General features: G+C 59.9%; 11 protein-coding genes. 8 read left to right on the plus strand and 3 right to left on the minus strand.

Annotation, left to right across the window (positions count from 1 at the left end; genetic code table 11):
- Positions 1–10: 10 nt before the first annotated feature.
- The 3 genes from icmH to tssJ form a co-directional block, all read right to left on the minus strand.
- Complete coding sequence (gene icmH, locus DOM27_RS17030; RefSeq protein WP_110657975.1) at positions 11–724, minus strand: type IVB secretion system protein IcmH/DotU; 714 nt, start codon at positions 722–724, stop codon at positions 11–13.
- Positions 721–2,067: a type VI secretion system baseplate subunit TssK gene (tssK, locus tag DOM27_RS17035; protein ID WP_110657977.1), complete on the minus strand. Its 1,347-nt coding sequence runs from the start codon at positions 2,065–2,067 to the stop codon at positions 721–723. The genes icmH and tssK overlap by 4 nt, the downstream gene beginning before the upstream one ends.
- A 99-nt stretch (positions 2,068–2,166) precedes the next feature.
- Positions 2,167–2,712 (minus strand): type VI secretion system lipoprotein TssJ, encoded by a 546-nt coding sequence (tssJ, locus tag DOM27_RS17040; protein WP_110657979.1) that lies wholly within the window; start codon positions 2,710–2,712, stop codon positions 2,167–2,169.
- A 185-nt stretch (positions 2,713–2,897) separates the two neighbouring features.
- On the opposite strand from tssJ, the gene DOM27_RS17045 reads away from it, so the two are divergent.
- The 8 genes from DOM27_RS17045 (at position 2,898) to tssH (ending at position 12,706) form a co-directional block, all read left to right on the plus strand.
- On the plus strand, positions 2,898–3,380 hold the full coding sequence (locus tag DOM27_RS17045) for a copper resistance protein NlpE N-terminal domain-containing protein (RefSeq protein ID WP_110657981.1): 483 nt from the start codon (positions 2,898–2,900) through the stop codon (positions 3,378–3,380).
- 302 nt (positions 3,381–3,682) lie between these two features.
- A complete protein-coding gene (locus DOM27_RS17050) occupies positions 3,683–4,438 on the plus strand; it encodes a hypothetical protein (RefSeq protein WP_110658237.1) in 756 nt (251 codons plus the stop codon).
- A gap of 58 nt (positions 4,439–4,496) precedes the next feature.
- Positions 4,497–5,030 carry a type VI secretion system contractile sheath small subunit gene (gene tssB / locus DOM27_RS17055; RefSeq protein ID WP_110657983.1) on the plus strand — a complete coding sequence of 178 codons (534 nt, stop codon included), beginning with the start codon at positions 4,497–4,499 and terminating at the stop codon, positions 5,028–5,030.
- A gap of 12 nt (positions 5,031–5,042) precedes the next feature.
- Positions 5,043–6,542, plus strand: a complete 1,500-nt coding sequence (tssC, locus tag DOM27_RS17060) for a type VI secretion system contractile sheath large subunit (protein ID WP_110657985.1) — start codon at positions 5,043–5,045, stop codon at positions 6,540–6,542.
- Between the two features lie 140 nt (positions 6,543–6,682).
- The gene (tssE, locus tag DOM27_RS17065; protein WP_110657987.1) at positions 6,683–7,165 is read left to right on the plus strand and encodes a type VI secretion system baseplate subunit TssE; all 483 of its coding nucleotides are present in this window, start codon (positions 6,683–6,685) and stop codon (positions 7,163–7,165) included.
- The gene (tssF, locus tag DOM27_RS17070; protein ID WP_110657989.1) at positions 7,165–9,000 is read left to right on the plus strand and encodes a type VI secretion system baseplate subunit TssF; all 1,836 of its coding nucleotides are present in this window, start codon (positions 7,165–7,167) and stop codon (positions 8,998–9,000) included. Before tssE ends, tssF begins: the two co-directional genes overlap by 1 nt.
- Entirely contained in the window at positions 8,964–10,040 is a 1,077-nt protein-coding gene (gene tssG, locus DOM27_RS17075; RefSeq protein WP_110657991.1) for a type VI secretion system baseplate subunit TssG, read from the plus strand. Before tssF ends, tssG begins: the two co-directional genes overlap by 37 nt.
- The gene (tssH, locus tag DOM27_RS17080) at positions 10,037–12,706 is read left to right on the plus strand and encodes a type VI secretion system ATPase TssH (RefSeq protein ID WP_110657993.1); all 2,670 of its coding nucleotides are present in this window, start codon (positions 10,037–10,039) and stop codon (positions 12,704–12,706) included. Before tssG ends, tssH begins: the two co-directional genes overlap by 4 nt.
- Positions 12,707–12,721: the final 15 nt, after the last annotated feature.

Consider the following 12,721-nt stretch of genomic DNA (forward strand, 5'->3'; position numbering starts at 1 on the left):
GGCTCGCTCGTCAGCGGGTGGAATGGAAAAGCTGCTGGATCTGTTCGATCAGCGAATCGGTCTCGCTACCCAGCCACCAGCGCAGCCCGCCGTAGACGATCAGACAGATCACCACGATGCCGAGCAGATAGACCCACAGCGGAATCTCGTAGCGCAACAGTTGTCCGACCTGGTCCGGCAGTTTCCAGCTCTCGCTGCGCTCGGCGCTCTGCTGGCGATAACGCGCGATATCCTGTCCCAGGGTGTTGGCGATATAGCGCAACTGGTCGCGATTCTCGAGGCTGTATTTGCCTTCGAAGCCAAGCGCCAGACACAGGTGATACACCTCCAGCACATCCAGATTGGCGCGCACATCCGAACGCAGACTGTCTAGCCGATCGTAGAAGCCTTCCCCGGCAAGATGCACACCGAAATAACGGTACTGGAAGGGATGGAGCTCGACGTGCTCGCGGATATTGCCAATGCCGCCTTTGAGCACGCTCTCGTCGAGGAAAGCACACAGCGCGTACTGCGCATCCTTCACGGCTGCGGCGCTGTAGTTCTCTGCCCTGGCCTTCTCCTCGAATTCGCGCAACCACTGATCGACCCGTTCGAGAAAGCGCTCGACACTCTCGGCCTGCTGACCGCGACGTACCATCAGCACCATGGAGATGAAATCGCGGGACAGCGTCTTGAGCGTGCGCGGCTCTGCGATATCGGAGGGATGAGCTAGGGCTTCGGTCATTTCATTACCGCCATCAATTCAATGCTGAGATTCTTGAATCCGCTGGGGACGTAAAAGGCGATCGCTTGCGCGTCCATCATTCGTTCGTATACGGCGCCGTGAGGCTCGAGCGCGAAGTAATGATTATCCAGGCGTACCGGGATTGCGCTGGGCATGCGAGACGCATGGCTCAAGGTGCCGCCGGGCATGGCGGTGTTCACCACCACTTCGATGTCTTCCGGCGAACCGACCTTGAACGCACGCGGTACCAGTTCGAGGATCTGTGCACCCGGCATATCGGCGTGAACACTGATATAGAAATCGGCGTCCTTGAGGCGAGCATCGTTGAGCCGCCCCACATAGTAGGAAGGACGCGTCTGCTCGAGTGGAATCGGGATGTATTGGTTGGGCACGACGATCTCGAGCAGTTCGCGGACGATCCCTTCCAATCTCAGCAACCCCGGCGCCGGATCCCGATGATCGTATTCGGGGATATCTCCCAGTTTGTGGGACATCGAGAACGTCATCAGGCTGGCGGCAAGCTCGGCGAGGAAGCGATAAAGCATCTCGGGATGCAGCCGCGGATTGGCTAACAGGTGCGCCAATTGCGGGTAAGCACGATTGATGGTGTAAAGCAGCCAGAACAGTGTCACGTCACTGGAGCCGAACTCCGCCACCTGATCAGCGCGTTCGCGACGGCGGCCGGAAAGCGCCTCGCTGCGCGCCTGCAGCATGCCGATCAGCCGATTGGCGATATCGAATGGCAAAGAGACGGAATCGATGTGCAGCACCGGAGGCATGAACCGCTCGCCGTCGAGACTGAAGCCCCCGGCGGCATTGCGCTTGAGCAAGGCAATCGGGCAGTGCGTGAAACCATCGAGACTATCCCCCTCCATCAGCAAGGTGGCATTGAATTCGAGTGTTCCCAGCTCGTTTTCCAGCGACCCTTCATTGAGGTCGGGACGCGTCTCGAAGCGCTGAACGAAGCGACGGCCACCGTGGCGAGGTGCATCCTGGTCGAGATAGCTGGGCGACCAGGGCTCCAGCGTACGCAGGGCTGCGTAAATCTTGACCTCTCCATTGCGTGCCAGCTCTTCCAGACTGCGGCCCGGCGGCAACGGATCATGCTGAGGGGCATCGAACAGAGAGCCATCCGGAAACACCAGCTTCAGCCGGGTCAGGCGCAACGTACCCTGTTCCAGCGCCCCTTCGTCGAAGCTGATCTCCTGCACCCCCCACTGAAACGGGTGCTGCGCCTGACGTGTTTCGGCTAGATGGCGCTGGTGAAACTCATCTTGATACTGAAAATGCTGGGGCAGAAGGAACATGCCCTCCGACCACATGATGCGGTTTTGTTTACTCACGTCCCTGTCCCCTACCTCTGAATACTGCTGCCCGCGATGATCGATGGCTGGTGGCCGCCATCTCGTGATGGTCTATGGCCGAATCCACCGCCGGAAGAGTCAATTGCCGAGCAGATCGTGGCCACGTACCACTTCGACGCGATCTCCAACGAGGTGCAGCTTGACCCCCTCGGAAGCACTCAGAAGTCCATCGTTTCTCAGCTCTTCGGCGTCGAAGATCACATGCCAGTCATCGCTGACGGTGTTGCGGAAGAAAGCAGCGACACCGACATACTGCGCACTAGGCTTCAGCGTTGCCGTATCGACTTTCTCCTCGCCCGGCAGCAACGTCACCTCGCGCTGCGCCAACAGACTGTTGCCGAGAATGGACTCCCCGTCGCTCCACAACTGACGCGGCGAAGCGGTGGCAAACGAAGACTGCTCGGTCAACTGGTAAATCCTGACGACGACCGACAACGGCTTGCCGTCGGCATCCGGATTGACTGATTCATCGCTATCGATGGTGACGCGCACTCGTTCCTGATTGCCGAGCAGATCGCCCGCCCAGGTATCCCCCAAGCGATTACCGACGCGATCTGCCACACCGCAACCGGCCAGCAACGCGACCAACAAACCCATTCCCAAAATGCGTACGGACGCCATCATTGCCGTCTCATCACTCTTTTATTTAGTCACAAGGAAACCGCGGAGATGAAATCACCGAAAGAAGAGGCGGGATTAAATTATCTCACGCGACGCACACCCTACCAGATTTAGTGGCTATAATAAGCGACAGATTTAACATTAGCTTACTCAGAAACATTTATTTACAAAAAGCTTGAGAATGACACATGAAAGCACAGCTCGTTAAATGGATTCCGCTGGCGACTTGCCTACTTTTGAGCGCTTGCGCTTCCGGACCCAATACACAGGTCAACTACATCAAGGCGACCGAGCGCTTCGAGGGAACGCTCCCCTGCAGCGGCTGCAACGGCGTCGATACCGACCTGGTACTGCAGCGCGACGCCATCACCGGCGCCCCCGGCGGGTTCTACCTGCATGAGATCAAAATCGATGCGCCGGGTGGTGAACGCGTCAACACAAGCTGGGGGAATTGGCATAAAAATCAAAATATTAATGATTTAAAAAATCAACTTTACGTGCTTAGCCCCGAAGTTGGCGAGACCCGCGTCTATCTCAAGCTGGACAATGGCGATCTACAACCGCTGAACGAACAGGGCATGCCAGCGATCGACGAAGATGGTGAGAGCGTCGCACTGCAATTGCTCACGCCGAACCTGTCGACACCAACGGACGCCGACGAGAACAATTGAACCATCAGCCGTGCTAGAGTAATGGAAACGCATCTTTACAATAAATGTAAGAGATCGCTTACAGCGCGAATGGCAAATCGCTTAACCATATTATAACGACTCTCCGATACAATACTTTTCAGTTTATGTTATGGCTCTGGCAAGCCGAACGTTAATGTGTTGAGTCTTTTGTCGAGCACGGCACAATGAGCTTCGAACCACAATAAGCCTCGAATAACGAGCCGCGAGCTGGCATGGACCAGAATAGACCGACGTTAGTCGAACCAAGCTTCGACGACGTGAAGTCGCACCGGGAATCGATCATGACGCAGTCCTTCGACGTTGATAGCTTCATTCGCTCGCGCAAGCAGACGCGAGTGGTATCGGATTTGCTCAAGGCACAGGCGGCAGACTACCTGACGACCTTGGCACCACTGGTGCGACCCCAACCGTTGTTCGGCGAGTACCTGCAGGGTGCGCCTCGCGGCAGTGGCCGCGAAACCCAGCACCACTTCAAGGAGTTCCGCACGCTGTTCGACAAGCACGCGGCGCTACGCCCCTTCAACCTGATGAACGAGCTGGAAGTGCCGCTCAACATCATCAATTCGACGCCCGAGCTGTTCCCGCTGGAGTACGACCATGCCCTTCCCGGTGGCAATACCGTACGCGTAACCAGCCCGGCACGCTGGGTGGTGGGCTATTCGTCATTCGATCTGAGCCGCTTTCGCCAGGTGATTCGCGATCCCAATCGCAGCGGCTCGGAGCTTCATCGCTTCGTCGTGCACTATCTAATGCTGTTTCACTGCTTCAGCCGAGCCGGCGGTCTGGGCCGCCTATTCCAAGGACTTCGATTCCCGGTCGGATTTCAGCAGCTCGACGATTTCGGTGAACTCCCCTTCTGCGTGATCAGTTCCCCCGTTGCATCGACCTTGCCATCCGACGAGGTCATTCGGCATAGCACCGAGATTTCAGGCAGCCGTAGCTTCGAGGAGCTGATCTCCGAAGACGCAATCAATGCCATGCAGGACGACCTGCGCGAGCAACTGATCAAGGCGGTCAACGCATCGCCATCCGCCTGAACACGTATGAGAACTTAGAAACCACAACGCACTCGCCATCTCGAGAGAGGACATTGTCATGGCCAAGAACGAAAGTACTCAACACAAGCTGTCGCGTGTTCGTGCGCCCCGTGTGCATCTGACCTACGACGTCGAGATCGGCGATAGCATCGAGAAGAAAGAGCTGCCGTTCGTCGTCGGCGTCATGGGCGACTATGCGGGTAACCCGCTCGAGCCACTGCCCCGCCTGAAGGATCGCAAGTTCGTCAACGTCGATCGCGACAACTTCGACAGCGTGATGAAAGGCGTCAAGCCACGTCTTAGCTATCGCGTCGACAACACGCTGGCCAACGACGGTTCTCAGCTGCCGGTGGAGCTCAACTTCAAACGCATGGAAGACTTCGAGCCACAGGAAGTCGTGCGTCAGATCGAGCCGCTGCGCAAGCTGCTCGAAGTGCGCAACAAGCTGGCCGACCTGCGCAACAAGATGGGTGGCAACGACAAGCTCGAAGAGCTGCTGATGGACGTATTGCAGAATACCGACAAGCTTCAGGCGCTGGGCGAAGAGCTGGGACGCGAAGCCGCTGCCAAACCGCAGCAAGACAAGGAATAACAGGAGTCTCCCATGGCCGAGAATCAGACCGACAACACCTCGCAGAGCGAAACGCAGGAAGTCTTCGCCCCAGAGACCTCGCTGCTGGACAGCATCATCTCCGAAAGCCGTGTGGCTCGCTCGGAGACCGAGCGCACTCGCACTCGCGATCTGATCGACGAACTGGTCAACCAGGTCCTCGAAGGCGAAGTCACTCCCAGCAAAGACCTGATCGCGGTGCTCGATTCGCGCATCGCCGAGATCGACTCGCTGCTCTCGGATCAGTTGAACGAGGTCATGCATGCCAGCGAATTCCAGCAGCTGGAAGCCTCGTGGCGCGGCCTCAAGTATCTGACCGACCAGTCAGAGACCAGCACCAACATGAAGATCCACATGCTGAACGCGTCCAAAAAGGACCTGGTCAAGGATCTGAAGTCCGCTTCCGAGTTCGATCAGAGCGCGCTGTTCAAGAAGGTCTACGAGGAAGAGTACGGTACCTTCGGTGGCGCCCCCTTCGGCATGATGATCGGCGACTACGAATTCGGCCGTCATCCGCAGGACATGTATCTACTCGAGCAGGTATCTCACGTCGCCGCCGCCGCGCACGCACCGTTTATCTCCTCCGCATCGCCGGAGCTGTTCGGTTGGGATTCGTTCACCGACATGACCGGGCCGCGCGATCTCTCCAAGATTTTCGATACCGTCGAGTACGCCAAGTGGAAGTCCTTCCGCAACTCGGAAGATGCCCGCTACGTTGGCCTGACCCTGCCCCACGTGCTGGGTCGTCTGCCCTATGGCGAAGAGACCACGCCGGTGGAGGAGTTCAACTTCACCGAGAGCGTCGACGGTCGCGATCACAACAAGTATCTGTGGATGAATGCCGCCTACACCATGGGCGCCCGCGTGACTGACGCGTTCTCCAAATACGGCTGGTGCGTGGCGATCCGCGGCGTCGAAGGTGGCGGGCTGGTCGAAGACCTGCCGACGCACACCTTCCAGACCGACGACGGCGAAGTGGCACTCAAGTGCCCGACTGAAATCTCGATCACCGATCGCCGCGAGAAAGAGCTATCGGATCTAGGCTTCATTCCGCTGGTGCACTGCAAGGGCACCGACTATGCGGCGTTCTTCGGCACCCAGTCTTCGCAGCTGCCGAAGCAATACAACACCGACGTGGCTAACGCCAACGCGCGCCTGTCGTCGCAGTTGCAATACATCTTTGCCACCTCGCGTATCGCTCACTTCATGAAAGCGATCATGCGCGACAAGGTGGGTAGCTTCGCCTCCCGCCAGAACGTCGAGGATTACCTCAACGAGTGGCTGTCACAGTACGTGCTGTTGGACGACAACGCCGGTCAGGAAGCCAAGGCCAAGTATCCGCTGCGCGAAGCGCGCGTCGAAGTCGCGGAAGTGCCCGGCAAGCCCGGTGCCTACAAGGCAGTGACGTTCCTGCGTCCGCATTACCAGCTCGACGAGCTGACTGCATCGCTGCGTCTGGTCTCCGAGTTGCCGCAGTCGACACGCGGCTCCTGATCCAGACGACCTCGTCCCAGGCACCGGCCCGACGGCGGGTGCCTGCGTCGTCGTGACGCCAGCCCTGGCCAAGGCAGCGGATGCCGCCCCCGATGCTTCTGCGGATAGTTATGAAGTGTCAACGAATGTCGAGGTGCGAAATGAGTGAAACGCTGCAAATGGTACCCACGCTGTTCGATCGTCTACTCGACGACGAACCGCAGCACTCGACCGAGGCTCAGCCCGGCCATCGCTGCTCCCTGGCGGTCTACAAGGCCTCCGTGGTGAGAGATCTCGAGCTGCTGGTCAATACCCGCCGCGAACTGGTCGCCGGCGAACTGGACGGCTGGCCGACGTTGCAGGGAACACTGCTCGACTATGGCCTACCGGACTTCGTCAGCCGTGGCATTCGCAGCACGGAAGATCGTCGGCTGATACAGCGTCAGCTGGAGCGCACCATCGAACAGGGCGACAAGCGATTCAGCAGCGTGCGCGTGCAACTGCTCAACCAGGATAGTCATGACCGCATACTCCAGTTTCGCATCGAAGCGGTGCTATCGCTGAGTGAAGCCAGCCAGCGCGTGGCCTTCGATGCCGTACTGCAAGTCAATACCCGCCAATACAAGGTGCAGAACCTGATCTAATGCTCGACGACCTGCTGCCCTACTACGAGAAGGAACTCTCGCACCTGCGCTTTTTGGGCCAGGAGTTCGCTCAGCGCTATCCCAAGATTGCCTCGCGGCTATTGCTCGAGGGGGATTACTGTGAGGATCCGCACGCCGAGCGCATGATCGAGTCGTTCGCCTTTCTCAGTGCTCGCGTGCACAAGAAACTCGACGACGATTTCCCCGAGATCGTCGAGGCGTTTCTCGACGTGCTCTATCCGCACTATCTGCGCCCGACACCGGCGCTCTCCATTGTTCAGTTCGACCCCGGCGCGCAGACCTCCTTGACCGGGGCCTATTACCTGCCGCGCCATACCGCGCTGCATTCGCGCCCGGTGGAGGACTCCTTCTGTCGCTTTCGTACCTGCTACCCGGTGGAGGTCTGGCCGGTAGCGTTGAGCGGCGCCGAGCTGACACGACTCGAGCGCTCCTCGTTCAACACCCACGGCAACGACAACGTCGCCAAACTGACACTGTCATTGGAAAGCCTCGGCAATACCGATTTCGGCAAGCTGGGGATGGACCGCCTGCGCTTGTTTCTCGATGGTGAAGGCAGTTTGATGCACCCGTTGTACGAGCTGCTGTTCAACAATGTAGCAAGGATTTCGGTGAGCTTCGTCGACGCCGGCCAGCGAAGAGAAATCGGGCTGGCACCGGACGCCATCACGCCGGTCGGCTTCGGTCATGACGAAGGGTTGATCGACTACTCCGAGCGCTCGTTTTTGGGTTACCGGCTGCTGCACGAGTACTTCACCTTTCCTGAAAAATTTCTATTCTTCGACCTGAACGGCCTGGCCCGGCCGCTCGCCGACAAACCCGTAACGCAGATTCAGATTCATTTTCTGTTCCGCGACTACGACCAGCACGAACGGCTGGCGCGACTGGCGCAGACCGTCGGTCGTCATAACTTCCGGCTCGGCTGCACCCCGGTGGTCAACTTGTTCCCGCAACAGGCCGAGCCGATCAAGCTGAGCCACACCCGGCACGAGTACCCGGTAGTACCCGACGTACGTCACTCTCGTTCGACCGAGATCGTCTCGATCGACGAGGTGACTCGGGTCATCCGTACCGCGACCCAGGACGAAGTCGCGCCCTGCCTGCCCTTCTTCGAACCCCGGGATAGCGAGAAGCAGGCACGCCAGAGTTACTGGATAGCACGGCGGGTGGCGTCCGAGAATGCCCGCGACCCCGGCACAGAGATGCGCCTGCGCGTAGTCGACCGCGAGCTCGAAATGCTGGATGGCAGCAGCGACACGCTCAGTCTCAAGCTCACCTGCAGCAACCGCGACCTGCCTCAGCTGATGACCTTCGGCCATCCACAGGGCGACTTTACGCTTGAGCGCGAGCAGGTCGTGCAACAGATCCGCTGCCTGCGCAAGCCAACCGCGCCGGTTCGGCCGCCGATGGGCAAGGGCCTGATCTGGCGACTGGTGTCACACCTCTCGCTCAACCATCTCTCGCTGGTTTCGGACGGCCGCGAAGCGCTGATGGAGCTGCTGACGCTTTATAACTATCGCCAGGCCTCGGCAATCCGAAAGCAGATCAACGGCATCACCTCGATCGCCAGCGAACCGGTGATGACCCGCATCGGTCATCCGCGCCCGGCATTCGTGCGCGGTACCGGGATCACGCTGGAACTCGACGAAAGCCAGTTCACCGGTAGCGGCATCTATCTGTTCGGTATGGTTCTGGATCACTTCTTCGGCCAGTACTGCAGTCTCAACAGTTTCACTCAACTCACCCTGCGCTCTCGTCAGCGCGAACAGCGAGTCGCCCAATGGCAGCCGAGAACCGGTACTCAGCCCCTGGTCTGATCGACCAGGCGCGAGCGGAGCCCTGGCGATTCGGGTTCTTCCAGCTCGTACGACTGCTGCGGCTGCACTATAGCCGCACCGGGCGCATCGATCCGGAGAATCGACCGCACCAGGACCCGCTGCGCTTTCGCTCGCTGCTGTCGCTCAATTTTCCGCCCAGCGAGATCAGCGATCTCAACTTCGAGAGCGACAAGGCACGCTCTGCCAGCGGCGATCCGCTGAGCGAGATTCAGGTGACCTTCATGGGGTTGGTGGGGCCTTCCGGCGTGCTGCCACGCCCCTACACCGAGCTGCTGATCAACCGTCATATCGAGAAACGTGACGACGCCGCTCACGCCTTCATGGACTTTTTTTCCCACCGCATGACGGCGCTGTTCTACGAAGCATGGCAGAAGTATCGGTTTCATATCGAATACGAGCGCAAGGGCAGCGCCGATTTCGAAGACTGGCTGCTGCATCTGGTCGGCTTTACTCCGACCACTCTGGAGAAGACGCTGGACCAGCCGGAAGACCCGGCATCGTTGCGACGCGATCTGTTCAGCTGGTTTTCCGGGCTGTGGTCACAGCGGCCGCGCAACCCCGGCAATCTGCAGTCGATTCTGGAATACACCTTTCAGCTGCCTTGTCGCGTGATTCCTTTCACCGGCCGCTGGGTGCGGCTGGCACCGGAGCAATACACCCGACTTGGCCAGGCCAACGCCCGGCTGGGCCAGAGCGCGGTCGCCGGCACGCGAGTGCGCGATTACCAATCGGCGTTTCGAATCGCCTTCGGCCCACTCAGCCTGGAAGCATACCGCTCGTTGGTGCCGGACACCGCAGCCCATCAGAAGCTGGTGAAACTCGTACGTTTTTACGCCGGTATCGAACTCGATTTCGAGATCGAGCTGATCCTCGACAAACACAGCATTCCCGCGCCGCAGCTGGGCGCGGGTGGCAGTCTCAAACTGGGGCGGCTGGGCTGGCTGAAACCTACCGACCGACCGGCCGATTCCCACGGCCATGCACTCTTCGACATCCCTTTTGATGGAGCCACGGCGTGAGTCTCAAATCTCTCTTCGACAAACTCAACGATCCCTGCCGCGAAGCCACCGAAGGCGCCGCGGCACTGTGCCTGGCCGAGCGCCAGTACGATGTCGACATCGAGCATCTGCTGCTCAAGCTGCTCGACAGCGACGACAACGACCTGCTGCGTATCGCCCGCCATTACGACGTGTCGCTCGACCGCCTGGCCTCGCAACTCGAAGAGACTGTCTCGACCTTCAAGACCGGCAATACCCGCACACCTGCGCTCTCGCCTCGAATCACCAAATTGATCGAGCGCGCCTGGGTCATCGCCTCGATCGATCAGGGCGAAGCGCAGATTCGAGGTGGCCATCTGCTGCTGGCGCTGCTTAAAGACGAGGAACTGCGACGCGTGGTCATCGACGGCGCCCGCGAACTCGAGCACATCAACGTCGACGATCTTCAGGCCCACATCAATGACCTGATCGGCGGCAGCAGTGAGGATCAACATGTTCGAGCGCTGGAAGAAGGCGCCGGCGGCGAAGGCCAGACCGCACAGCAACCGGCCAACGGCCAGGCGGGCGGCGAGCGCCGGGGCAAGTCGAAGACACCCGCTCTGGATCAATACACCATCGATCTGACCGGCAACGCCCGTGCCGGGCGCATCGATCCGGTGCTCGGTCGTGAAGAAGAAGTCCGCCAGATGGTGGATATTCTGACCCGCCGACGTCAGAACAACCCGATCCTCACCGGCGAGGCCGGCGTCGGCAAGACCGCGGTGGTCGAGGGCCTGGCCCTGCGAATCGTCAACGGCGACGTGCCGCCGCCGCTTCAGAACGTCGAACTGCGAACGCTGGACCTGGGGCTGCTGCAGGCCGGTGCCGGGGTCAAGGGCGAGTTCGAAAGCCGGCTCAAGAACGTGATCGAAGAAACCAAGCGTAGCCTCCATCCGATCATTCTATTCATCGATGAAGCGCACACGTTGATCGGCAGTGGCGGCCAGGCTGGCCAGGGCGACGCCGCCAACCTGCTCAAGCCCGCACTGGCCCGCGGCGAACTGCGTACCATCGCCGCCACCACGTGGGCGGAATACAAGAAATACTTCGAGAAGGACGCGGCGCTGGCACGGCGCTTCCAGGTGGTCAAGGTCGAAGAGCCGGCCGAGCCGGTCGCGATCAATATGCTGCGCGGCTTGAACGAGCGCATGCAGGACCACCATAAGGTCACCATTCTCGACGACGCCATCGTCCAGGCCGTGCGTCTGTCGCACCGCTATATCACCGGGCGACAGCTACCGGACAAGGCGGTCAGCGTACTTGATACTGCCTGCGCGCGAGTCGCACTTGCCCAGTCGTCACAACCGGCAGCGCTGGAAGACGCCCACCGCCGCATTGACAACTTTCAAAGCGAGATCGCGGTGCTCGAGCGCGAGCAGCGCGAGGGCAGCGATCATGCCGAGACGCTGGCCTCGCTCAACGAGCAGCTCGGGACCACCCAGGCCGAGATCGACGACCTGAGCGCCCGTTGGGAGCGCGAACAGGAAATCGTCACCCGGCTCAAGTCTCTGGAGGCAGAACGAGAAACGGTCGAGACCGGCAGACAGGATGGCGACGCTGACGCACTGAGCTGGCAGATCGGCGAGGTTCGCCGCGAGCTGGCTGACGTTCAGGGTGAGCACTCGCTGGTCCATGGCCATGTCGATGGCAACGTGATCGCGGAAGTGATCTCCAACTGGACCGGCATTCCGCTGGGCAAGATGATGCGTGACGAGATCGCCACGGTGCAGCGGCTGCCCGAGCTGCTGGGCGAGCGCGTACTCGGTCAGGATCACGCCCTGGCGGAGATCGGTAAGCGCATCGCCATCTCTCGGGCACGCATGGAAGATCCCAACAAGCCGATCGGCGTCTTCCTCCTGCTGGGGCCAAGCGGTGTCGGCAAGACCGAAACCGCGCTCTCGCTGGCCGACACGCTTTACGGCGGCGAGCGCAATGTCATCACCATCAACATGTCCGAATATCAGGAAGCGCACACCGTCTCCAGCCTCAAGGGCTCGCCCCCCGGCTACGTCGGCTACGGCGAAGGCGGCGTGCTGACCGAAGCGGTGCGCCGCAAGCCTTACAGCGTGGTGCTGCTGGATGAAGTCGAGAAAGCCCACCCGGACGTGCTGGAGCTATTCTTCCAGGTCTTCGACAAGGGCGTACTGGACGACGGTGAAGGCCGCGAGATCAACTTCCGCAACACCGTGATCCTGCTCACTTCCAACGTGGGCACTGACGACATCATGCAGCAGTGCCTGGGCGTCGATACGCTGCCCGCCCCGGATGCCATTGTCGAGAGCCTGCGCGATCAGCTCAATACGGTCTTCAAACCAGCCTTCCTGGGTCGCTTGAACATCATTCCCTACTATCCGGTGCAGAAGGAAATTTTGCACAACATCGTTCGGCTTAAGCTCGATCGAATCAAGCACCGCTTCGAGTACAACCATCGCGCCGAGTTCGAGTACGACCCGGCGATCGTCGAGGCGGTTGCCAACCGCTGCACCGACAGCGACAGCGGCGCGCGCAATATCGACAACATCCTTTCCGGCAGCCTGATGCCGACCATCGCCGCCCAGGTACTAGACAAGATGGCCAACGGTGAAGCGATCGAGAAGCTCGCCGTCAGCCTCGATGACCAGGGTGACTTTGCCTACGCGTTGAGTTGAGTCAGTAGCGCAGTG

This window comes from Salinicola halimionae (assembly GCF_003206065.1).
GTDB lineage: Bacteria > Pseudomonadota > Gammaproteobacteria > Pseudomonadales > Halomonadaceae > Salinicola > Salinicola halimionae.